General features: G+C 68.4%; 16 protein-coding genes and 1 pseudogene. 8 read left to right on the forward strand and 9 right to left on the reverse strand.

Annotation, left to right across the window (positions count from 1 at the left end):
* The first annotated feature begins 1 nt into the window (after position 1).
* From ACFTWF_RS01770 to ACFTWF_RS01780, 3 genes are read left to right on the forward strand one after another with little or no spacing between them, the layout of a single operon-like run.
* Positions 2 to 847 (forward strand): urea amidolyase associated protein UAAP1, encoded by an 846-nt coding sequence (locus tag ACFTWF_RS01770; RefSeq protein ID WP_378459561.1) that lies wholly within the window; start codon positions 2 to 4, stop codon positions 845 to 847.
* On the forward strand, positions 844 to 1,500 hold the full coding sequence (locus tag ACFTWF_RS01775; protein ID WP_378459562.1) for an urea amidolyase associated protein UAAP2: 657 nt from the start codon (positions 844 to 846) through the stop codon (positions 1,498 to 1,500). Before ACFTWF_RS01770 ends, ACFTWF_RS01775 begins: the two co-directional genes overlap by 4 nt.
* The gene (locus ACFTWF_RS01780) at positions 1,497 to 3,482 is read left to right on the forward strand and encodes a 5-oxoprolinase/urea amidolyase family protein (protein ID WP_378459563.1); all 1,986 of its coding nucleotides are present in this window, start codon (positions 1,497 to 1,499) and stop codon (positions 3,480 to 3,482) included. Before ACFTWF_RS01775 ends, ACFTWF_RS01780 begins: the two co-directional genes overlap by 4 nt.
* Before the next feature lie 6 nt (positions 3,483 to 3,488).
* Here ACFTWF_RS01780 and ACFTWF_RS01785 read toward each other — a convergent pair whose 3' ends face one another.
* From ACFTWF_RS01785 to ACFTWF_RS01795, 3 genes and pseudogenes are all read right to left on the reverse strand, one after another.
* Complete coding sequence (locus tag ACFTWF_RS01785) at positions 3,489 to 3,965, reverse strand: SRPBCC family protein (RefSeq protein ID WP_378459564.1); 477 nt, start codon at positions 3,963 to 3,965, stop codon at positions 3,489 to 3,491.
* Positions 3,962 to 4,309: an ArsR/SmtB family transcription factor gene (locus tag ACFTWF_RS01790; RefSeq protein ID WP_378459565.1), complete on the reverse strand. Its 348-nt coding sequence runs from the start codon at positions 4,307 to 4,309 to the stop codon at positions 3,962 to 3,964. Before ACFTWF_RS01790 ends, ACFTWF_RS01785 begins: the two co-directional genes overlap by 4 nt.
* A gap of 58 nt (positions 4,310 to 4,367) precedes the next feature.
* Positions 4,368 to 5,454, reverse strand: a pseudogene (locus tag ACFTWF_RS01795) (dihydrodipicolinate reductase).
* A 110-nt stretch (positions 5,455 to 5,564) separates the two neighbouring features.
* Here ACFTWF_RS01795 and ACFTWF_RS01800 point away from each other — a divergent pair.
* Positions 5,565 to 7,157, forward strand: coding sequence for an HD domain-containing phosphohydrolase (locus ACFTWF_RS01800; protein ID WP_378459566.1), 1,593 nt, complete (start codon positions 5,565 to 5,567; stop codon positions 7,155 to 7,157).
* A 16-nt stretch (positions 7,158 to 7,173) separates the two neighbouring features.
* Here ACFTWF_RS01800 and ACFTWF_RS01805 read toward each other — a convergent pair whose 3' ends face one another.
* Positions 7,174 to 8,901 carry an ATP-binding cassette domain-containing protein gene (locus tag ACFTWF_RS01805; protein ID WP_378459567.1) on the reverse strand — a complete coding sequence of 576 codons (1,728 nt, stop codon included), beginning with the start codon at positions 8,899 to 8,901 and terminating at the stop codon, positions 7,174 to 7,176.
* Between the two features lie 153 nt (positions 8,902 to 9,054).
* Here ACFTWF_RS01805 and ACFTWF_RS01810 point away from each other — a divergent pair, with 153 nt between their 5' ends.
* The gene (locus ACFTWF_RS01810) at positions 9,055 to 10,179 is read left to right on the forward strand and encodes a serine hydrolase domain-containing protein (RefSeq protein WP_378459568.1); all 1,125 of its coding nucleotides are present in this window, start codon (positions 9,055 to 9,057) and stop codon (positions 10,177 to 10,179) included.
* Positions 10,180 to 10,239: 60 nt separating this feature from the next.
* Here the strand turns inward: ACFTWF_RS01810 and ACFTWF_RS01815 are convergent, their stop codons facing one another.
* Positions 10,240 to 10,869, reverse strand: a complete 630-nt coding sequence (locus ACFTWF_RS01815; protein ID WP_378459569.1) for an antibiotic biosynthesis monooxygenase — start codon at positions 10,867 to 10,869, stop codon at positions 10,240 to 10,242.
* A 349-nt stretch (positions 10,870 to 11,218) separates the two neighbouring features.
* On the opposite strand from ACFTWF_RS01815, the gene ACFTWF_RS01820 reads away from it, so the two are divergent.
* Positions 11,219 to 12,175 (forward strand): diiron oxygenase, encoded by a 957-nt coding sequence (locus ACFTWF_RS01820; protein WP_378459570.1) that lies wholly within the window; start codon positions 11,219 to 11,221, stop codon positions 12,173 to 12,175.
* A gap of 16 nt (positions 12,176 to 12,191) precedes the next feature.
* Entirely contained in the window at positions 12,192 to 13,625 is a 1,434-nt protein-coding gene (locus tag ACFTWF_RS01825) for an FAD-dependent oxidoreductase (RefSeq protein ID WP_378459571.1), read from the forward strand.
* Between the two features lie 144 nt (positions 13,626 to 13,769).
* On the opposite strand, the gene ACFTWF_RS01830 is transcribed toward ACFTWF_RS01825, so the two are convergent.
* From ACFTWF_RS01830 to ACFTWF_RS01840, 3 genes are all read right to left on the reverse strand, one after another.
* Entirely contained in the window at positions 13,770 to 16,742 is a 2,973-nt protein-coding gene (locus ACFTWF_RS01830) for a UPF0182 family protein (RefSeq protein WP_378459572.1), read from the reverse strand.
* Between the two features lie 993 nt (positions 16,743 to 17,735).
* Complete coding sequence (locus ACFTWF_RS01835) at positions 17,736 to 19,802, reverse strand: transglycosylase domain-containing protein (protein ID WP_378459573.1); 2,067 nt, start codon at positions 19,800 to 19,802, stop codon at positions 17,736 to 17,738.
* 293 nt (positions 19,803 to 20,095) lie between these two features.
* On the reverse strand, positions 20,096 to 20,356 hold the full coding sequence (locus ACFTWF_RS01840; protein WP_378459574.1) for an acyl-CoA-binding protein: 261 nt from the start codon (positions 20,354 to 20,356) through the stop codon (positions 20,096 to 20,098).
* A gap of 252 nt (positions 20,357 to 20,608) precedes the next feature.
* Here ACFTWF_RS01840 and ACFTWF_RS01845 point away from each other — a divergent pair, with 252 nt between their 5' ends.
* Positions 20,609 to 21,931: a class I SAM-dependent methyltransferase gene (locus ACFTWF_RS01845; RefSeq protein WP_378459575.1), complete on the forward strand. Its 1,323-nt coding sequence runs from the start codon at positions 20,609 to 20,611 to the stop codon at positions 21,929 to 21,931.
* Between the two features lie 69 nt (positions 21,932 to 22,000).
* Here ACFTWF_RS01845 and ACFTWF_RS01850 read toward each other — a convergent pair whose 3' ends face one another.
* Positions 22,001 to 22,399: a RidA family protein gene (locus ACFTWF_RS01850; RefSeq protein WP_378459576.1), complete on the reverse strand. Its 399-nt coding sequence runs from the start codon at positions 22,397 to 22,399 to the stop codon at positions 22,001 to 22,003.
* Between the last annotated feature and the right edge of the window lie 98 nt (positions 22,400 to 22,497).

The following is a 22,497-nucleotide window of genomic DNA, read 5'->3' on the forward strand; positions in this document are numbered from 1 at the left end:
CATGACTTCAGTGGACACCTCGACCACCAGCGCCGCGAAGGAACACGCGCGTGCCCAGTCGGGAGTGGTCACCGACTCGATGCCGGTGGTTCCGGCGTCGTCCTGGCCCACCCCGCCGCCCGGTGTCGACCCGGCGCTGCTCACGTGGGCGGAGGCCGTTCCCGGCGGCCGGTACACCACGAAGGTGCTGGGCCGCGGCACCCGACTGCGACTGCGGGACCTCGACGGCCGGGCATGCGCCCACCTGCTGCTTCACCGGGCGGACGCGCCGTGGGAGCGGCTCATCGTCGCCGACACCGTGAAGGTGCCGTGGCAGGCGTACATCGGGGCCGGGCATCCGCTGCTCTCCGACCAGGGGCGCGTCCTCGCGACCGTCGTGTCGGACGGGTCCGGGCGGCACGACGCCCTCTGCGGCACCACCTCGCTCGCCACGAACACCGCGAAATACGGTGACGGCAGCCTGCATTCGGCGTCTCCCGCCGGTCGTGAACTCTTCACCGTCGCGGCGGCGAAGCACGGGCTCGAGCGCCGCGATCTCCCGCCGTCGCTGTCGTTCTTCCACGGGGTGCGGGTGGGTGCGGACGGATCGCTGAGCAGCATCGGATCCGCAGGCGCGGACACCGCCGTAGAACTCGTGATCCACCTCCCGGTGATCGCCCTGATCGCCAACACGGCGCATCCGCTCGATCCGTCGCCGACGTACGACACCACCGCGCTCGAAGTGCTCGCCTGGACCGGCGCCGACGTGGCCGCGCCCGTCACCGCCGACCCGGAGTACCGGCGCGCCTTCCTCAACACCGAAGACGTCTGGGCTGCTGCGCAGCGCCAGGGACGGGAGCAGGCATGACCACCACCATCGACACCGCACCGCTGGTACCGGGAACGGTGATCCTGGACGAGGAGGTCGGCGCCCGCGGACCCTGGTCCACCGTCGTCGCGGCCGGCGACGTCCTGACCATCGTCGACCTGTGCGGCAACCAGGCCGTCGACACCCTGATCTACGCGGCCGACGACCACCGGCAACGCTATTCGGCCGCCGCGACCGTGTCGGCGCAGCGAAATCTGTTCCTCACCAAGGGAAGTGTGCTCCGCACCGACGATCATGACGCGCTGATGACACTCGTCGCCGACGAGGTCGGCTCACACGACACGGTGGGCGGCGCCTGCTCCCAGGAGTCGAACACACTGCGGTACGGCCACCACACCAAGCATCAGCACGCCTGCGTCGAGAACTTCCTCGCGGAAGGGTCGCGGTGGGGGATCGGCAAACGGGATCTGGTGTCCAACATCAACTTCTTCATGAACGTTCCCGTCGACGCCGACGGCACGCTCGGCATCGTCGACGGCCTGTCCGCGCCCGGCCGCCGGCTCGCGCTCCGCGCGGAACGGGACGTTCTGGCACTGGTCTCCAATTGCCCGCAGATCAACAACCCCTGCAACGGTTTCGATCCGACCCCGGTGCGGATGATCGTGACCCGCCCGACGGGAGCACTCGCATGAGCGCCAAGATCACCGTAGAGCGGCCCGGCATGCTCACCACGGTGCAGGACTTCCCGGGCCGGACCGGGTACTGGCACGTCGGGGTGCCGCCGTCAGGCCCGATGGACGACCTGTCGTTCCGGCTCGGGAACACCGCGCTCGGAAACGACCAGGGCGCCGCCGGATTCGAATGCGCCATGTCCGGTCCCGCGTTGCAGTTCGACGAGGAGACGGTGGTCTGCGTGACCGGTGCGCCCGCCCCGGTCACCGTCGACGGTGTGCTGCACGCGCAGTGGCGTCCGGTGCGGGTGCCGGCGGGCGGAGTCCTGGGCGTCGGCGCGGTGGCCGGACCCGGCCTGCGCATCTACGTACTGATCCAGGGCGGGCTCGACGTCGACGACTTCCTCGGCAGCGCCTCGACGTTCACGCTCGGCAAGTTCGGCGGGCATCAGGGCCGCACACTGCGTCAGGGCGACGTGCTCGCGGTCGGCGAGCGCAACGGCGCCCGCGCGGCCGCCGTTCCCGCCGAACACGTCCCCGCCCTGTGCAGTCGCTGGGAGATCGCGGTCACCGAGGGCCCGCACGGCGCACCCGAATTCTTCACCCGCGCCGACATCGACACGCTGTACCGGACCGACTACGAAGTCCATTTCAACTCGGACCGTACCGGGGTACGGCTGATCGGACCCCAGCCCGACTGGGCGCGCACGGACGGCGGCGAGGCGGGACTGCACCCGTCCAACATCCACGACAACGCGTATTCGGTCGGCGCCCTGGACTTCACGGGGGACACCCCGATCCTCCTGGGCCCGGACGGTCCGAGCCTCGGCGGGTTCGTCTGCCCGGTCACCGTCGTCTCCGCGGAACGCTGGAAACTCGGACAACTGGCCCCCGGCGACACGGTGCGCTTCGTGCCGATCAGGGCCGACCGCGCGGCGTCCACCCGTGCGCTGGGGCCTGCCCGGCGAGCCGGGCATTCGACGGTCTTCTCCACCACCGGCGATCGGGACGACGGCGTGATCGCCCGGCGCGACGGCGAGACCGCCGTGACGTACCGCCGGTCCGGCGACGACAACGTCCTCGTCGAATACGGCGACATGAGCCTCGACCTGGCGCTGCGGGCCCGCGCACACGCGCTGCACCAGCGGCTCGAGGTCGAGAAGCCGGCCGGGCTCCTCGATCTGACGCCGGGCATCCGGTCGCTGCAGGTCCGGGTCGACCCCGACGTGCTGCCGATCCCGAAGCTGATGGGGCTGCTCGCCGAGGCGGAGGACGCGCTGCCCGCGGCGAACGAACTCGTGGTGCCGAGCAGGTCCGTGCGGATGCCGCTGTCGTGGGACGACCCCTCGACGCGGGAGGCGATCCAGCGGTACATGCACGGTGTCCGTTCCGACGCACCGTGGTGTCCGTGGAACATCGAGTTCATCCGCCGCATGAACGGACTCGGCAGCGTCGGCGACGTGTTCGACACCGTCTTCGGCGCCGAGTACATGGTGCTCGGGCTCGGCGACGTCTACCTCGGGGCGCCCGTCGCGACACCGCTCGACCCGCGGCATCGGCTGGTCACCACGAAATACAACCCGGCCCGCACGTGGACGCCGGAGAACGCAGTAGGCATCGGCGGGGCCTACCTGTGCATCTACGGAATGGAGGGGCCCGGCGGCTACCAGTTCGTCGGCCGCACCACCCAGGTGTGGAACCATCGGCATCCCGAGAAGTCCGGACCGTTCGAGGACGGCACCCCCTGGTTGCTGCGCTTCTTCGACCGGATCTCCTGGTATCCCGTCGAACCGGACGAGCTGATGGACCTGCGATCCGACATCGCAGCGGGCCGTGGCGGCGGCATCGAGATCACGGAGGGCACGTTCTCGCTCGCCGAGCACCGGCAGTTCCTCGCGGCCAACGCCGAATCGATCGGCGGGTTCCGGGCCGAGCAGGCCGTCGCGTTCGCCGCCGAGCGGCAACGATGGTCCGCGGCAGGGGAGTTCGCGACGGTGGGGTGACTCGAATCACACCCGGCGCTCGGCGAGGTCGGCGAGTTGCTCCGTGACGGTGCCCCACCCGTCGTAGAAGCCCATTTCTTCGTGGGTGTCGCGGTCGGCGCTGTTCTTGTGCATCACGTGGGCGACGTACTCCGTGCCCGTCGGATGGTCGTTCAACGTGATGATCGCGGTCATGAACGGCTGCTCGGCGGGCCGCCAGCCGCCGACGAGGGAGTTGGTGAACACGATGCGTTCGAGTTCGTCGACGGCGAGGAAGCACCCACTGAGGTGGGGCACGAATTCGCCGCCGTCTTCGCTGATCTGGGTGGTGAGCGCGCCGCCGGGGCGTAGTTCCATGTCGACGACGCGGCACCGGGAGGGTGCGGGGACCCACCACTGTTCGAAGCTGGCGGGGTCGGTCCAGGCGCGCCACACGACCGCCCGGGGCGCGCGGATGATGCGCGAAATCGTGAGGTCGAGATCGGGTCTCGCAGTGTCGGTCATCGCGGTGTGTCCTTCGGGTGAGTGTGTTCGGTGACGAATTGTTCGAGCCGGTCGGTGCGGCCCTCCCAGAGTTCCTGTTGCTCCGCGAGCCACGATTCGACCGCCGTGAACGGCGCCTTCTCGATCGCGCACGTCCGTACCCGGCCTTCCTTGCGCGTCCGGATCCACCCGCTGTCCTCCAGGAAGTGGATGTGCTTCATGAAGGAGGGCAGGGCCATGTCGAACGGTGTCGCCAGTTCGCTGACCGTGGCCGGGCCGCGGCTCAGGCGGCCCAGCACGGCGCGTCGGGTGGGGTCGGCGAGCGCTTGGAAGATCCCGTTCAACTGCTCCGGATACTGAGCCACAAGGCAAAGTATTCACCGCAGTGATGGTTAGCGCAAGGGCTAACTGTTCTGGGTGGTGTCAGCCGAGCTTGCCGTGGCCGGGAACGAGCGGGACGTCCAGGGCGTCGTAGAGACCCGGCGCGGCCGTCCGCAACCACGGGATCGCGTTGACCAGGCGCCCGACCGCGGTGGCATTGCCGCCGGCCGCTCGATTGCCGCCCTCGTCGGTGGCCTCCACGTTGACCTCGATTCGTGGACGGCCCTCGATGATCACCTTGTGGGCGCCGTCCCCGCCGTCCGGCGGCACGGGCCAGTCCGGGGCGCAGGACGGGTGGATCCGCGTGACGTGCTCGATGACGATGCGGGGTTCGCCGCCCACGATGCCCTGGACTTCGAAACGCAGCGCCCCCTGGGTGCCCGCCTCGAAGTCGCCCATGAGTTCGGTGGTGATCGTCTCCTCGAGCGGCCGGCGGAGCAGGGTCTCCCGGATCTCGTCGAGTTCCACGCCGAGGGCGCGGGCGAGGAGCCGGATCTGGCCGCCCCACACCATCGTGGGCACCGTCGCCGCGACCATCGGCGGTTCGTAGTCCATCGGCTGGCCCATGCCGACGAGGTACCGCACCGAATCCTGCTGGTCGTACGTCGTGTAGTCGAAGATCTCCTGGCACCGGATCTGATCGATCGTGCCGGCCAGGCCGGTCATCAGGATCGGCAGGATGTCGTTGCCCCATCCCGGGTCGACGCCCGACACGAACAGGGCGCCGCCGCCGGACACGGCCGCCGACTCGATCGGATCGCGCAACTCGGCCGGCGCGTTGCGCTGGTCGTACAACGCGTAGAGGGACGGAGTCACGACGACGGCCCCCACGGCGAGCGCGCGGGTGATGTCGGCTGCCGCGTCGTCGGGCCGAATCTCGCCGGAGGCGGCGTAGACGACCGCGCCGGGGGGAGTCCGCTAGCACGGTATCGGCGTCCTCTGTCGCTGCCACCCCCAGCGAGCGGCCCAGACGCGCGAGGTCGCCGGCATCGCGTCCGGCCTTCTCCGGGTTCGCCACGATCACCGCCGACAGTTCGAGACCGGGGTGCGCGTCGATCGCCCGGATCGCCGCCCGCCCCACATTCCCGGTGCCCCACACCACGGTCCGGATCTTCCCCTGGTCAGCCATGGAATCGGACCCTACCCAGTGTGCGCGGTGGCCAGGGTGCGAATCGGGGAACACCGCGTCCCGCCGAGACGAGGCGTCGACAGGGCCGGGCGCGGGTGGAGAATGGGACGATGCACCCGCACGGGAGGCTGCCCGGCTCGGACAAAGGTCTGAGCAGAGCCGAACTGCTGGCCGCGGTCTCGCTGGCGATCGACCTCGGTCTGGGTCAGCCGATGGAACACATGCTCCGGTCGTCGCTGATCGCGACGCGGATCGCCGAGCGGATGGGACTCGACACCCGGCAGCGGGCGACCGTCTACTACGCCAACCTGATCGGGTGGATCGGTTGTCACGCCGACTCCCACGAACTCGCTGCGCTCTTCGGTGACGACATCGCCTTCCGCGCCGACACGTACACGGTGGACATGACCGGCCTGCCGTTCCTGCGGCTGATGACCAGTCACGTGGGACGCGGATTGCCGGGCTGGGAGCGCGGCATCCGTGCCGCCGTCTTTCTCGTCGCGGCTCGCAGCCAGGTCGCCACCCTGATCCATTCGCATTGCAGTTCCGCCGGAGTTCTCTCCGATCGGATGGGCTTGGACGGGCAGGTCGGACAGGCGCTCGCCTACGCCTTCGAACGCTGGGACGGCCGCGGATTGCCCAACGGTTCTCGCGGAGAGGTCATCCCGGTCGAGATCCATATCGCGCACGTGGCGGACGTCGTGGAGGTGCACCTGCGGACGGGTGGGCTCGAACACGCCAAGGACGTCCTCCGTTCCCGGCGCGGCAGTCAGTTCAGCCCGGCCGTGGCGGACGTGTTCGACCGTGACGCGGCCGCGATCGTGGACGGCGTGTTCGAGACGGACGTCTGGGTCGCCGCGCTGGCCCTGGCACCGGACCGGGACCGAACACTCGGGGCCGAGGAGAGCGACGAGTTGCTCGGGGCCATGGCCGATTTCGTCGATCTCAAATCGCCGTTCACCCTGGGACATTCGCGCGGCGTCGCGAATCTGGTGGCCGGCGCGGCCCGGCACCTGGGCACACCGGCGTCGGATGTCACGCAGCTCTACCGCGCGGGCCTGGTGCACAGCCTCGGCAAAATGGGAGTGTCCAACCAGATCTGGGAGAAGAAGGGGCCGCTCACGACGGCCGAATGGGAACGGGTTCGGATGTACCCCGACCTCACCGGCCGGATACTGAGCCGAGTCACCGGCTTGGAGTCGGTGGTGTCCGTCGCGATGAAGCACCGGGAACGGCTCGACGGCTCCGGCTTTCCCCGGGGGATCGGCGGCGCGGAATTGACCGCGCAGGACCGGTTGCTTGCCGCGGCGGAGGCGTATCAGCGACTGCTCGAGCCGCGTCCGCACCGGCCCGCCCTCGATGCGCGCGGTGCCGCCGATCGGGTGCGGCAGGAGGCGCGCGCCGGACGCCTCGACGCCGAATCGGTGACGGCCGTGCTTGCGGCGGCCGGCCGGCGACCGTCGCGGCGGACGCCCTGGCCGGCAGGCCTGACCGACCGCGAGGTCGAGATCCTGCGACTCGTCGCGCAGGGCCGGTCGAATCGAGACATCGCCGCCGAACTGATCATCGCCGAGAAGACGGCACGCAACCACGTCGAACGCGTCTACGCCAAGCTCGGTGTGAACAACCGCACGCAGGCCAGCCTCGCCGCAATCGACCGGGGTCTGGTGGGATTCCCGGTCGACGCGGTGGCGCGGAAGTGACATCTGCACGTCGTCGTCATCGCCGGGATGCGCCGGGTCGGGACCGCCGGTCCAGTACCCAGACCGTGGCCAGCGTGAGGACCACCGCAAACGCGGCGAGCGCAAGGAGACTGGCGCCGGTGCCCCCGTGGAAGGTGTCGCCGTAGGCGGACATGGCCGGCAGTGTGGCGCCGTACCGGTCGAGATCCAGGTCGCGGCCCAGGGCTTCGAATGCGTGGCGGTTCGACAGTCCGAGGCTCATCAGCCGTCCCGGGAGGGCCATCTCGTCGACGGGTACGATGGCACCGCCGAACAGAACCTGAGGGAAGCAGAGCATCGGCAAGGCGAGGGCGGCCTGCGCGGCGTTGGAGACCGCGGCCGACGCCAGCAATCCGAGGGCCAGCGCCGAGGTCGCCTCGATCACGATGGTCAGGAACAGGACGGCGGACACCTCCCATCCGACGGCGGGGATCCGGCCGAGCGCCCGCAGCACACCGAGGAGCAGCGCGCTCACGCCGGCCAGCACCGGCAGCAGTGCCGTCACCTTGGATGCCACGTAGGCGCCCACGCCGAGCCCGGCCAGGCGCTCCTGCCGGAAGACGGCCATCTCGCCGACGATCTGGAGCAGGCCGTACGTCAGGCCGAAGAAGAATCCGGCGAAGGCGATCCAGAACACGATCTGGGCCGGACCGAGGTCGGCTGCGCCCCGCGGATCGAACGCGCCGCGTTGGAACAGTGTCGCCATCATCGCCGTGACCAGCACCGGCGAGCCGAGCAGGACCGCCAGCGTCAGCCGGTTGCGAAGCAGGACATCGACATTGCGTCGGGTCAGCAGCCACCATTGCCGCACGGGGCCCGCGTGAGTGACGTCGGCGCGCGGTGCCCGGACGGGCGGTGGCGCCACATCGGACCGGGCGGCCGATGTTCCGCTGACGGCCGTGAATCGCTGCGCCCAGATCTGCGGGGTGTGCTCCCGGGCCAGCCTGTCGTACACCTCGGCGAGATCCTCGACGCCGAAGTAGCTCCGAGCTTCGGCCGGGCTGCCGGTGAAGGCGAGGTGGCCGTCGCGAGCGAGGAACACCACCCGGTCGCATCGGTCGATGCCGGCCGGCTCGTGCGTCGTGAGGACGACCGTGACCCCGCGCCGGCTGAGTCGGCGCAGCAGGCGCATCACGTCGGCCGCGGTCGACGGGTCGAGCCCGGAGGTGGGCTCGTCGAGGAAGAACAGGTGCGGGCGGGTCAGTAGCTCTACGGCGATCGCGGCCCGTTTGCGCTGGCCGCCGGACAGCGCCCGGACCGGCACCTCGGCGCGGTCGGCCAGGTCGAGGTCACGCATGGTGTCCTCGACGATCCGGTCCGCTTCGGCCGTCGATGTGCCCGCGGGCAGCCGTAGTCGCGCCGCGTAGCGCAGCGTCCGGCGCAGGGGCATCTCGAGGTGGAGGATGTCGTCCTGGGGCACATAGCCGATGCGGGAATCGGCGCCGACACGGGCACCGCGCACGACGCCGTCGTGCCGGACCTCCCCTCCGGACGGCGGTTGCAGTCCGGCGAGGATCTCGAGCAATGTGCTCTTTCCTGCTCCACTACCGCCCGCAATGGCGACCAACTCGCCTGGTTCGACGGACAGCGACAGCTCCTGGAGGATCTGCCGCCCCCCGACCTTCAGGCTCACGTCGACAGCGTCGACCCGCCCCGCGGACGGTGGTGCGACTGTCGACTCGGCCGTGACCGCCGATCTGGATGATTGTTGAACTCGATTCGTCATGCCCTGATCATCGGTCCGCAGTATTGGTCGCCGCATGGGGCGTTTGCCTCAAATCGGACGCCCGAAAACCGGTGCACGGCGCAGCGGATGAGGCAAGCTTCGGGCAGGTCGACATTGCAGGCACGCGACGACAGGCATGGGACAGGGGAGAGGATGGCGCAGACGTTCTCGGGGCGGCGAAGGATGGCAGTCCTGGCGATCTCGTGGACGGTACTGGCGGGATGCGGTCAGTCGGACGCCCCACCCGCCGTGCCCGATGCACAGCTCACCGACACGATTCCGAAGGCGATGGAGCGCGCCGAGATTCCCGGAGCGGTCGTCGGGGTGTGGCAGGACGACGCCGCGCCCTACGTCCAGGCGTTCGGGGTACGCGACACGGCCACCGGTGACCCGATGGAGCCCGACGTGTTCACGCGCATCGGCAGCATCACCAAGACCTTCACCACCACCGCCGTACTGCAACTGGTCGATCAGGGAAAGATCGGCCTCGACGATCCGATCAACCGGTATGTGCCCGATGTCCCCAACGGGGACACGATCACCATCCGCCAGTTGGCGGCCATGCGGAGTGGGCTTCCCGACTACACGGACGTGGTGATCCCGGCGCTGCCGAGCCAACCACAGCGCCAGTGGACGCCCCAGGAGCTGCTCGGGATCAGTTTCAGCCGTCCACCGCTCTTCGCGCCGGGCGCCGCGTTCGACTATTGCAACACCAATACCCTGCTCCTGGGCCTCGTGGTCGAGAAGGTCTCCGGCCGGCCGCTGGACGCCTACATCGACGAGTACATCGCGCGACCCGAGAATCTCGGCGACACCTCGGTGCCGACCGATGCGGCGATACCGTCACCTCACGCCCAGGGATACACGAAAACGCCCGACGGCGACACGGTGAATGCGACCGACTGGAACCCGTCGTGGGGCTTCGGCGCCGGAAACATGATTTCCACCGTCGACGACCTGGGTTCGTGGGCGCGCGACCTGGCCACGGGCACGTTGCTCTCCCCGGCCACTCAGCGCGAACGGGAGCAGTTTCAGCTCGCACCGTCGGAAGGGACCGGTTCGCTGTACGGACTCGGAGTCGAGTACCAGAACGGCTGGATCGGCCACAACGGAAATACCGCGGGCTATCAGACCTACGCCTATTACCTTCCTCCCGAGGACAAGACGGTGGTGATGCTGGTCAATTCGAACGTCGATCCGCTGGGCGTGTGGAACCTCTTCGCCGACATCGTGAAGATCATCAGCCCCGACCATCCGTGGCCGGCTCCGCCGTCGTAGCGGTCGGACGAACGATCACGTCCGCTCGACGGCGACGCCCGTTCCACCGGCCTTCGGGGTTCACGCCATCTCGGGGACGTGCAGATGCGCGATGGCCAACTCGAATTCGCACGTGTCGAGCACCTCGGCGTTCGCCTCTCGAACGCCTTCGTCCCGGATGCCGTCGATGCGTTCTCGGTTGCGTTCCATCGCCTCGGAGCTGTCGAACGTCAGCGACGACACCCCGCGACCCGCTGCGTGGTCGAGCATCAAACTGGCACTGCAGAAGCCGTCGAGTTCCTCCATCTTGGGCAATGCGGCCATCTTCCACACGTCGACGGCGCGGTCCATGTGGGCCTGCTCGGTCTTGATCCACGTGACCCGGCAACAGGCCCCGCGATCCGCATGGTGGTCGCGATGCATGACCGCGATGTCCCACCGCGCGACCTCCGTGGTGCCGTGGAAGACCTCCGCCGCGGTGTCCCGCAGCTTCAGCACCGGTCCCTCGCTGGCGCGCAGCGAGTCCTCGTCCCGCCACGAACTGGTCGCGATGCACCGGCCCGAGTCGCGATCGACCAGCAGGGACATGCCGAGGCAGCCCTCGGTGTCCGCGAGCGCGGGCATCACGGTGTCGCGCACGTGCTTGATCCCGGCGTCGATGTACGACGGATGCGCATGAATTGTTGTTGAGCGTGCGAACACGATCGGCACCCTTCTCCTCAGGGCGGCGCCGACGCGGCGTCGCCGGTCATTTCCCCGTGTTTCACACTGCTCCACCTGCCCGCCGGAGGCAATGGGCGGTGGCCGTCGCCGACGGATCGGATCCGCCGCTGCGCGTTTCCGACCACCGACACGAGGTCGCGATCGAGGCGCTGACAGGTGCGCAGCGATGCTGGGACGACCGGCCCGCCGTGAGGTAGCAGTACCTCACCGGCAACACGCCGCCCTACCCGACCGCCACCGATCCGCTGGTGCGGCGATGGCGTCGACTGCCGGCGTCTGACGCGGTCGCGGCCGGATAGCCCGCCCGGGGGCGTCACGCACCTTGGATGTACCTTGGATGGGACTTTCACAACCACGTCGTATTTGTTTCATTCGCCCTACGGGGAAGGATTGGGGAGTAGGGAGAATGACGGCTGCCGAGAGTGACGCGCTGTTCGAGACTCTTTTGGCATCCGCCCAGCGATTGTCTTTCGATTCGAGGAATCCGCTCGTTTGCGACGTCGATCCGGCTGACGATCACCGCCATGGAATGACACCGGAGTGGTCACCGCTGTTCGGCACGCCGTTGTGGGCGGAGATGTCCGAGGCCGAGCGTGTCCGACTCACCAGGGCTGAAGTCGCACAGTTCCTCGGGGTCGGTATCTGGCTGGAGGTGGGCTTGCAGGTGGCGCTGCTGCGGGCGAGCCACAGTGCAGACCCGTCGCGGCCGGACGTCAAATTCCTTTTGAATGAATGTGCGGACGAGAACCTGCACTCGTTGATGTTCGTCGATGTCATCGAGTCCATCGGATCACATTGTCATCCGCACGATCGCATGCTGAAGTTCTTCGGTTGGCTGTTCAGGCACTTCGCATGGGGCGAGGTGGCATACGGAATCGTCCTCGCCGGTGAAGAGATCTTCGACGTGATGCAACGCGACTGGATGGCCAGCGATGATGTCGCCGCGCCCATCCGCCGCAGCTCCTACATCCACGTGGTCGAAGAGTCCAGGCACATGGCGTATGCGCGGCGGCAGATCCGCGACCGGCTGGTGGGAATCTCCCGGTTGCGGCGATTCATCAGCACGATGATCCTCGCGAGCGGGACACACCTCATCGCCCGGACGCTGATCAATCGACGAGTGTACGAGGAGCTAGGCCTCGACTGGGACGTCGTGAGGTCGAACATCGACGCGAACGAGCATCACCGGATGATGTTCCGGAAGGCCGCGGAGCCGTTTATCGAATTCCTGAGCAAAGAAGGGTTGCTGAATTTCGGCGCGCGATGGATCTACCGGAAATCGAACCTGCTTTGATCACGCAGGAGTCATCGTGACCCACGTCATCCTGGGGCATTGCTGCAAGGATGCCTCCTGCGTACGAGTGTGCCCGCAGAACTGTATTCATCCGGTCCCCGGCGAACCGGGTTTCGAGTCGGCCGAGACGTTGTTCATCGACCCCCGCTCGTGCATCGATTGCACCGCCTGCGTCGAGGCCTGCCCGGCGTCGGCCATCAAACCCGAACAGGCGCTGACCGTCACCGAGAGTCCGTACGCCGCTCGAAACAGAGAGTTTTACGCGCAGGCACCGGCACCCGCGAACAGGCGACCGCACCGCACCACATTCGATCAGCCGCTGGGCCGCCCGGGCGACGGGCTCACTGTCGCTGTCGTCGGCTCGGGGCCCGCGGCGATGTACACCGTGCGCGAACTCCTCCGCCGGTCGACGTCGATCCGCGTGACCGTCTACGAGCAATACGGCACGGTCGGCGGCCTGCTGCACCGGGGAGTCTCACGCGAACATGTCGGCATCCGCGAGATGATTCGGCTGTTCGATGTTCCTTTCCATGACGACCGCGTCACCATCGTCGCCAACACCGAGATCGGCGTGGACGTGTCGGTCGACGAACTCCGGACGAGGTTCGACGCCGTGATCCTCGCCTGCGGCGCCTCACAGCCGCGTAGACCAGGGTCCGCCGCCGACCTCGACGCGCCCGTCGGCAGCGACGACGGCATCTATCAGGCGATCGACATCCTGGTCACCGAGAACTGCGAGGAGTCCGGCTTCCGTCCACCGGCCCCCCTCGGGCCGACCTGCGTCGTGGTCGGTGCGGGCAACGTTGGCTTCGACGTCGTCAGGTGGGCGGCGAACACACGCACCCGAGGTCCCGCCGGCACGCGGATCGCCCAAGTGGTCGTGCTGTCGCGCTCGGCCCCGGACCGGGCGTCATTCACCCCGTCGGCGTTCTACGAACTGCTCGAACTTGCCGACACCGAGATTCTTATCGACGGAGCCGGCAGTGCGCCGAGCCCCCACGCCGACAATCCGCTCCTACGCGACCTCGCACGGTTACCTGTCGCCGACCTGAACTTCGCTGAGCTGAACTCCGCTGATCAGGGCGCCGCGCGCGTAGCCACCGACGCCCGCCTGCGCGTTCTGTTGTCTTTCGAGCAAGAGGTCACCGACCTGCGCCGGAACGCGGCCGGCGGCGTCACCGTCACGACGAAGGCCGGACGCACCTTCCGCGCCGACTCCGCGGTCTGCGCCACCGGATTCACCACCAAACGCATCGATGGGGTCCCCCTCGATGAACGGGGAGCCATCCCGAATCACCGCGGCCAGGTGACCTCGCACGGCGAACCCCTCCACAACCTCTACGTCGTCGGCTGGGCCAAACGCGGGGCGACGGGCGGCGTCGGCGACAACCGTGCCTGTGCAAGCGAAACCGTCGCTCAGCTCGCCCGTACCGTCGCCGCTCGGCTCTGACGTTCGGGACACCATCACGCGAGGCCGTGCTACATGAGGACCCGGGGAACGATCACCCACGTCCGACGCACGCGGTTCGTCGCCGAATCCGTGATCATTCTTACGGCACTACGTCATTGTCCCGCGCCGCGCCCGGGGGGAGGGTCAGTGCGGGGTTCCGCCGGCGGCCAGATAGGTGTCGATGGCCTGTTGCAGTCGGTCCAGGGCTGCGCCGTAGGTGGTGAAGTCGCCGGTGTGTTGCGCCTCGCGCAGGTTGGCCAGGGCGGCGTTGAGTTCGAGGACCGCGGCGGTCAGCTGGTCCGACGCCGCCGGCGGTGGGGCGGGCGGGGCGCCCGGTGGGGGCGCCGGCGGTTGCCCACCGATAGGTGGTGGTGTGGTGGCATCGCCGCCGGGGGTGGTGGCGACGGCGCCGGTGCCGGCGCCGAAGACCTGGTCGAGGGCCTCGGCGAGGGTGGGGGCGTAGCCGACGCGGACCCCGCCGGTGCCGGGTTCGCGGTAGCTGACGAGGACCCGGGCCAGTTGCGGGAACGTCGAGGCCTCGGCGGTGCTGGTGAGGCGTTCGGTGAAGAGGGGTTCGACGTAGAGGATTCCGCCGTCGGCGATCGGCAGGGTGAGCAGGTTGGCGTAGTAGATCTTGTTGGACCGCTCGAGCAGGGTGCGCTCGGATGCGACGCGGGTGTCGGAGATCATCGAGTTCTGGGTCTGCCGCGGGCCCTGGGTCTGGGTGTCCGTCGGCAACCGCAGAATGTCGATCCTGCCGTAGTTTTCGGGGTCGGAGTGCACGGAGAGGTAGGCGGAGAGGAATTCCCGGTTGAAGCCGACCATGGCGCTGGTGAGCCGGAAGGACGGGGCCGCCGAGCCGGCGTCGCCGACCAGGACGTAGTACGGCGGCTGCTCCCCGCCGGTATCGGCGGTCGGATCGCTGGGCACCGACCAGAACGCGTTGGTGGTGAAGAACTCCCGCGGATCATCGACGTGGTACTTCGCCAGCAGGTCCCGCTGCAGACGGAACAGGTCCTCAGGGTAGCGGAAGTGCGCACGCAGCTCGGTCGGGATCGCCTCCGCCGACTGCACGGTGCCGGGGAACACGCGCATCCACGCCCGCAGGACCGGGTCGTTCTCGTCGACCTGGTAGAGGGTGACGGTGCCGTCGTAGGCGTCGACGGTGGCCTTCACCGAGTTCCGCACATAGGACACCTGCTCGAGAGGCAGGGTGCGGCCGGTGCCGCCGACGACCGGCTCGGCGAGCGAGCCGACCTGCGAGTACGGGTAGTGCGCGGCGGTGGTGTAGCCGTCGACGATCCACACGATCCGGCCGCCGACCACCGCCGGATACGGGTTGTTGTCGGTGGTCAGCCATGGGGCGACGTGTTCGACCCGGGTGGCCGGGTCCCGGTTGAAGATGATCTTCGACCCCGGCCCGACGGCGCCGGAGAACAGGATGTTGCGCTCGCCGTACCGGGCGGCGAACGCCAACCGGTTGGCCCAGTTGCCCACCGGCACCCCACCGGTGCCGGTGTAGGTGTACTGGGCGGTGTCGGTGTCGTACTCGCGCGGCGGCGCACCCTCCGGGCCGCCGACGATGGCGTAGTCCGGGTCCGCGTGTGCGATCACCTCACCGTAGTAGATGCGCGGTTGCTCGACCGGGATCAGCTGGTGGCCGGCGGCCTGGGAGGCGATGTCACTGACCGCGTAGACCGGGTACCCGCTGTCGCTGCTGGTGGCCTGCCCGGCGACGTCGCGGGCGGCGGCGTTGACCCGGCTGGCGGGGGCGGCGACGAACCCGTTGCCGTGGGTGTACACGGTGTGCCGGTTGATCCACTGGGTCTGGTTGCCGCTGAGGCTGTTCGGTGACAGCTCGCGCGCGGCGACGATGTAGTCGGCGAGTTGACCGTCGATTGTGTAGCGGTCGATGTTGAGGTGCTCGGGGAAGCCGTAGAAGTTCTTCAGCTGCTGCTGCTGGGTGAAGGTGCGCGCGAGCACGGTCGGGTCCAGCAGGCGGGCGTTGGCGATGGTGGTGACGTCGGCGGGAATGTCCCGGGGCGGTCGGGTGCCCACCCCGGGGTAGTCGAGGTACTCGACCCGGTCCGAACCGATACCGTAGGCCTGCCGGGTCGCGGCGATGTTGCGGTCGATGTAGGGGCTCTCCCGGTCGGCGGCGTTCGGGCGGACCGAGAACTGCTCGATCAGCGCCGGATAGATTCCGCCGACCAGGATCGCCGAGAGCACCAGCAGTGCCGTGGCCATCGCCGGGATCCGCAGGTCCCGCACCGCGATCGCGGCGAAGAACGCGACCGCGCACAGCACCGCGATCGCGACCATGATCAGCCGGGCCGGCAGCACGGCGTTGATGTCGGTGTATCCGGCCCCGGTGAAGGTGGGCTCCTTCCGGCCGCTCCACAGCAAGGAGTACCGGTCGAGCCAGTAGGAGGCCGCCTTCAGCGCGATGAACGTGCCGGCGAGCACCGCGAGCTGGATGCGCGCAGGCCGGGACACCTCGATGAGGTGGTCCTTGTTCGGTGCCAGTCGGATGCCGCCGAACAGGTAGTGGGTTCCCAGGCCGATCAGCATCGCCAGGAACACCGCGATGAACAGCCATGTCAGGATCAGCCGATAGAACGGCAAGTCGAAGACGTAGAAGCCGATGTCGTACCCGAACTCAGCGTCCACGGTGCCGAAGGCGCCGCCGTGCAGGAACAGCTGCACCGTCTCCCAGCTCGCCTGCGCGTGCAGTCCGAACGGCAGCGCCAGCAGCAGCGCGATCCCCACCGTGAACGATTGCGGGCGGCGCAGCACCACCGTCCGGTACCGCTCGAGCGGATCCTTCGCCGTAGCCGAGGCCGTGGCCGCGAACAGTGGGCGGGACCGGTACGCCCACACCATGGCCGCGAAGATCACCGCACCCACCAGCAGCGTGACCGCCGTGAACAGGATCAGCCGGGTGACCAGGACGGTTCCCCATACGCGGCGGTAGCCGACCTCACCGAACCACAGCCAATCGGTATATCCCACGACCAGACGCGGCCCGATCACCAGCAACGCGACGAGAGCCACCGTCACGATGATCGTGATCCGTGCCCGCCGCGGCAGCGCCCGCATCCGGTCGGACGGTTGCATGGCCACCTCCCACGGGGCGCCTCACGAGCAGCACAGTCGCGCTTCGGACCGCCACGCCCGATGCAGCGAAGGCGTCCGTATCGCCCCATTCTAGGCGGCGCCGGGCTCCTCCTGGCCGGTACGCACTCCGCACCGGATCGGGCGCCGTGGAGTGCCTGGATTGCCGAGATCCACACCGATCCTCGCGGCGGAATGACCATCGACGAGGCTTCTTCCCCCATGACGAGGACTTCGGGGTCTGCGGGTGCACCAGGTTCGCCTCCAGGGCGGGGACGCCTCCTCCGATTCATACTGCTACCGGTAGCAGGCGGTGATGGCACGCCGCGCGCCCCGCGGCTCAGATCGAAGGCGAGCATCCGGTCGAGGTGGACGAAGGTTTCGAACCTGGCGCCCGGCGAGATTGCGGCGTCGGACTCGATGTGGCGCATCAGGTCGAGGAGCGCCGGCACGTCGAGGTTTCGGTCGAACGCGTGATACGCCGCGTCGATGATGTCTGCGGGCATCTGAGCCGAGCTGTGTGTGCTCCAGTCGGCGACCAGCTGCCGCCGGCGATGCAACAGCCGCGCGGCGCCGGCGATCCGCTGCATCGGATCACCGATCGGCCCCGACCCGGCCGCGGCGACGACCGCCAGGGCGCACTCTGCTGCCGTTTCGTCCTCGGCGGCAGTCACCAGGAGCCCGACCCGGGCGCCGGCAGAGGCCGCGGCGGCATCGACGGAATCGAAGACTCCCGCCGGTGGGCGGATATCCATGCGTCGAGAGCGCTTGATACCAACGGGCGAACTGGGGCCCGAGGCGAGCACCGTGAGCACGACCTGCGCGCGATGCACATCCTCGAGCACCTGTGCCCGAGAGGATCAGCATCTTCTCAGTCTCGTCCCGGCCGCCTCACCTCGGACACACCCGCCCTGCGCGAGCCAAAGGATCCGGGCATCGGCCACTGGTGCCTCGATGAGGCCGATCGCCTCGACCCGCCCGCTGCAAGTCGTCCCGTCAGCGGGCGTAGCGCGGGTCGATCGGAGGCAGGGCGGTGGGGCCGAAGTTGTTCGCGATCGGCATCATCGCCTTGAACCACGTGCGGGCCGGCTCGGTGCCGCCGAACAGGTTGCCCTCCCCGCACGCGCGCAGCGGGCTGGTGCAGATCTGGCCGGGGGTAGGCGAGTCCCCGAACACGTAGACGCTGCCGGCCAGGTTGTTGGTGTACCCGACGAATGCCGACGACATGTGCGATTCGGTGGTCCCGGTCTTGCCGGACATCGGCAGTTTCCATCCGGCGGCGGCGGCCGCGGCCGACGCCGTGCCACCGGGCAGGTCGTCCTTGCTGAGTGCATTGGACAGGGTGTCGGCCAGGCCGGGATCGATGACTTGCTCGCAGGCCTGCTCGGTGAGGGGGACCGGCCGGCCCTGCCGGTCGACGATAGAGTCGATCGGGGTCGGTGGGCACCACTTGCCGTGCGAGGCCAGCGTCGCGGCGACATTCGACAGCTCGAGCGGATTGATCCACACCGGGCCGAGGGTGAACGACCCCAGATTCTGGTCCTTCTGCATGTCGGCCAGGCTCTGGTCGCCGAACCCGGACGTGCCCGGTTCGTTGTAGGACCGCATGCCGAGGCGCACCGCCATGTCCACCGTCGCATCGACGCCGGTGGCCTGGAGTAGCTTCACGAACGCGGTGTTCGGTGACTGGGCGAGGGCGTCGGTGACCGACAGTGCCCGCGGATACGGAGCGGCGTTCTGCACGCAGTAGGCGCCTCCGGGGCACCCGGGGGCGCCGCCGTCGCCCATCCCGTAGGCATCGAACCGGCCCGGTACGTCGAGGATCGCGTTGAGACGCAGCCCCTTCTCCATGGCCGCCGCGGTGGTGAAGATCTTGAACACCGATCCGGCGCCGTGCCCGGACAGTGAATAGGGCAGCTCCTGCACCGTCTCGGCGGCGGCGGCGTCCAGGCCGTAGTTGCGACTGCCCGCCATGGCCAGGACCCGATGTCGGTCCTGCCCGGGCTGCACGACGTTCATCACGCTCGCGATGTCCGGAAGTCTCGGGTCGGCGTACGCGGACACCGCCGATTTCACCGATCCTTGTACAGCCGGATCGAGGGTGGTGCGGATCAGGTAGCCGCCCCTTTCGAGCTGCTCACGGGACAGCCCGGCGTTCTGGAGGTACTGCAACGCGTAGTCGCAGAAGAACCCGCGGTCGCCGGCAGCGATGCATCCACGGGGCAGGTTGTTCGGTTTCGGGAGCACCCCGAGCGGCGTTTCCTTCAGGGCGCGGATCTCGGCGGCCCGGTCCGGCACATTCACGACCAGGGTGTCCAGGACGACATTGCGGCGCTCGAACACCCCCTCCGGGTTGGTGTACGGGTTGAGTGCGGAGCTGGACTGCACCATGCCCGCGAGCATCGCCGACTGCTCCAGGTTCAGGTCCTTGGCGTCGATACCGAAGTACGTGCGGGCGGCGTCTTGCACCCCGAAGGAACCGTTGCCGAACGGCACCAGGTTCAGGTACCGGGTGAGAATCTCCTCTTTGGAGAGTTCCTGATCGAGGGTCATTGCCATCCGGATCTCCCGGATCTTGCGGACCGGCGTGGTCTCGATCGCGGCACGGCGTTCGGCGTCGGTCTTGGCGACCACGTGCAGCAGATAGTTCTTCACGTACTGCTGATTGATGGTCGAGGCGCCCTGTTGAATCTGACCGGTGGTGGTGTTCGTGAAGAACGCCCGCATCGTGCCCTGCCAGTCCACCCCCTGGTGTTCGCCGAACCGTCTGTCCTCGATGGAGAGAATCGCCAACTTCATGTCGTTGGAGATCTGGTCGCTGGGGACCTCGAATCGGCGCTGGTCGTACAGCCACGCGATCGGGTTCCCGGTGATGTCGGTCATGGTCGTCACGGCCGGCACCACCCCGTCGGCCAGTTCGGCCGAGGAATTGCCGACGCTGTCGGCGGCACGGTTGGACGCGTACCCGAGCCCGGCGGCGATGGGAAACATCACCCCGGACAGCAGTACCCCCGCGGCCACGGTGGCGCCGGCGAGTTTGAGAACAGTCTTCTTGGAGTACATGACGGCACCTCATTCGACGGTGCACCGGCAACGAATCAACCGGTGCTGGAACGATTATCGGTCCCGGCGGCGCCGTCGGCATGCGAATGACACGCCTCCGACGCTCGAGGAAAATGGGAGGGACGACGGTCCCTCACCGGTGCCGGGCATGCAGAATCACGGCGATGAACCGGTGCGTGATCGGCCGCCCGTCGGGGGGACGGATCCGCGGCCACGCCGGACGTCCGACCGAAACATACTCGACCGACACGCATTGGCTGGACCGTTTCGGTCGTTCCGTCCCGCGGGCGAACTCACTTCTGCGTGAGCCGGGCTACCAGGTCGACGTAGCCCTGCTTGGCATCGGCGCTGCTCGTCCCCGCCAATTCCGCCCAGGCGTCGTATTTGGCGCGCTTGACCATGTCGAACCGGCCGGGTCGCTTACCTTCGACATCACCCTTCGACCCCTGTTTGAACAGCGCGTACAGCCGCAGTAGTTCCTCGTTGGCCGGCCGCGAGGTGAGCCTGTTGACGTTCTCCTGCGCGTCCGCAAACGCCTGATCCAGATCCGACATGGGCACCCCTGGCTCTCGGACGGACGATTCCGCGTAATCGTAGCGCCGTCTGTGGCGCGCGATCGGATCGGTGCGGAGCGAGCGGTCGAGCGTGTTCGGGTGACACGGTTGCAGCGAGCGGGAATTGGCGAGAGGGACTGCGGCGATCGGGGTTCCATGGATATGGTCGACGAGGTGCGGGGGTCACGGCGTGCGATGTGACCACGGAGCAGTCGCCGTGGCGGCCGGACCCGAACTCTGATGGAGGTGGGTATGACGGTCGCAGAGACGGTGGCGCCGTTGGTTCGCGCGGTGCTGGGTGGGCAGGTCCCGGTCGGGATCAAGTGTTGGGACGGCAGTCGCAGTGGGCCTCCGGACGCGCCGTGGCAGGTGCACCTCGTCAATCGGCGTGGTCTGCGGCGGTTGCTGTGGGCGCCCAACGATCTCGGTTTCGCTCGCGCCTACGTGTCCGGCGACATCGACATCGAGGGCGACCTGCTCGCGGGGCTGGACGTGCTGGAGCAGGTGTCGGATCCGAGTAGAGGACCCGGCGTACGGATCGACGGAGACACGAAGAAGGCGCTGGCGACAGCGGCGCTGCGCCTGGGGATCATCGGCCCGCCCCCGAAGCCGCCGGCGGAGGAGATGAAGCCGGCGCGCGGCCGCAGGCACGACAAGGGCCGTGACGCCGCCGCGATCAGCCACCATTACGACGTCGGCAACGACTTCTACCGACTCGTGCTCGGCGAGTCGATGACCTACTCGTGCGCGTACTGGGCGCAGCAGAGCGACGATCTGAGCGCGGCCCAATACGCCAAATGCGATCTGGTGGCCCGCAAGCTGGGCCTGACCGCCGGGATGCGGGTGCTCGACGTCGGCTGCGGGTGGGGGACATTCGCGCTGCACGCCGCACGTCACTACGGCGTGCAGGTCGTCGGTGTCACTCTGTCCCACGAGCAGGCGGACTACGCCGGCAAACGAATGGTCGAGGCGGGTGTGGGCGATCTGGTGCAGATCCGGGTCCAGGACTACCGCGACGTCACGGACGGCCCGTACGACGCGATCTCGAGCATCGGGATGGCCGAGCACGTCGGCGCCGCGATGCTGGAGACGTACGCCGCGGACCTGTTCGCGCTGCTACGCCCGCAGGGGCGGTTGCTCAACCACGCGATCTCGCGGCGGCCGGGCCATCCCGCTGCCACGTTCTCCAAGACGTCCTTCATCGACCGCTACGTGTTCCCCGACGGAGAACTCGAACCGATCGCAACGATGATCGAGGCGCTCGAGGGGGCCGGTTTCGAGGTGCGCGACGTCGAATCGCTGCGCGAACACTACGCACTGACCCTGCGGGCCTGGGTGGCGAATCTGGAGGCGAACTGGGACGAGGCGGTCGCCTGCAGCAGCGCCGGACGGGCGCGGGTATGGCGGCTGTACATGGCGGGCGCGGCGTTGGGCTTTTCGGCGAATCGACTCGGAATCAACCAGGTTCTGGCGGTCAAATGCGCCGAACGGGGTCGCAGCGGCATGCCCGGCACCCGTGCCGAACTCCTTCGGCGATCGACGCCGATACCCTCGGCGCCGGGCTCCGAACTCTGAAAACCGCGGGGACGAAGGCCGGACTGTGAGGAGGCGGACAAGGGTTCGGGTGCCCGCCTCCCGGGTCGGTCAGTCGCCGAGGACGGCGTCGGCCTCGATCTCGATGAGCAGGCCGGGGGCGATCAACGCGCTGACCTCGAGAATCGTCGTGGCGGGGCGGATGTCGCCGAACACCTCGCCGTGCGCGATGCCGGCCTCTTCCCAGCGGCTCATGTCGGTGAGGTACATCCGGGTCCGGATCACATCGGCGGTGCTCGCGCCGGCCTCCGCGAGTGCCGCTTCGATTCGGCGCAGTGCTTCCCGGGTCTGCTCTCCGAGATCGTCGCCACCGACGGGGCCGTCGGGGCCCGACGCCGTGGTACCCGAGACGGACACGAGTTGACCGATGCGCACGGCGCGGGAGTAGCCGATCTTGGCTTCCCACTCGGAACCGGACGAGACGTTGTTTCTGTTCGACATGAGCGACATTCTCGCAAGCCCCGATCCGGCGCTCACCGGCGCGGTCGTGCTCGACTCCGCCGCGCCCGGATGGGGCGAAGTCTTGACAGCGGTTAGAACAAATGTTC

Origin of the sequence: Rhodococcus sp. NPDC056960, assembly GCF_042674125.1 — a bacterium.
GTDB lineage: Bacteria > Actinomycetota > Actinomycetes > Mycobacteriales > Mycobacteriaceae > Rhodococcus_F.

Bases quoted from the DNA above. Each gene is read 5' to 3' on its own strand.
- ACFTWF_RS01770 (WP_378459561.1), top strand. From the start codon at position 2: ATGACTTCAGTGGACACCTCGACCACCAGCGCCGCGAAGGAACACGCG.
- ACFTWF_RS01775 (WP_378459562.1), top strand. From the start codon at position 844: ATGACCACCACCATCGACACCGCACCGCTGGTACCGGGAACGGTGATC.
- ACFTWF_RS01780 (WP_378459563.1), top strand. From the start codon at position 1,497: ATGAGCGCCAAGATCACCGTAGAGCGGCCCGGCATGCTCACCACGGTG.
- ACFTWF_RS01785 (WP_378459564.1), bottom strand. From the start codon at position 3,965: ATGACCGACACTGCGAGACCCGATCTCGACCTCACGATTTCGCGCATC.
- ACFTWF_RS01800 (WP_378459566.1), top strand. From the start codon at position 5,565: ATGCACCCGCACGGGAGGCTGCCCGGCTCGGACAAAGGTCTGAGCAGA.
- ACFTWF_RS01805 (WP_378459567.1), bottom strand. From the start codon at position 8,901: ATGACGAATCGAGTTCAACAATCATCCAGATCGGCGGTCACGGCCGAG.
- ACFTWF_RS01810 (WP_378459568.1), top strand. From the start codon at position 9,055: ATGGCGCAGACGTTCTCGGGGCGGCGAAGGATGGCAGTCCTGGCGATC.
- ACFTWF_RS01820 (WP_378459570.1), top strand. From the start codon at position 11,219: ATGGGACTTTCACAACCACGTCGTATTTGTTTCATTCGCCCTACGGGG.
- ACFTWF_RS01830 (WP_378459572.1), bottom strand. From the start codon at position 16,742: ATGCAACCGTCCGACCGGATGCGGGCGCTGCCGCGGCGGGCACGGATC.
- ACFTWF_RS01835 (WP_378459573.1), bottom strand. From the start codon at position 19,802: ATGTACTCCAAGAAGACTGTTCTCAAACTCGCCGGCGCCACCGTGGCC.
- ACFTWF_RS01840 (WP_378459574.1), bottom strand. From the start codon at position 20,356: ATGTCGGATCTGGATCAGGCGTTTGCGGACGCGCAGGAGAACGTCAAC.
- ACFTWF_RS01845 (WP_378459575.1), top strand. From the start codon at position 20,609: ATGACGGTCGCAGAGACGGTGGCGCCGTTGGTTCGCGCGGTGCTGGGT.
- ACFTWF_RS01850 (WP_378459576.1), bottom strand. From the start codon at position 22,399: ATGTCGCTCATGTCGAACAGAAACAACGTCTCGTCCGGTTCCGAGTGG.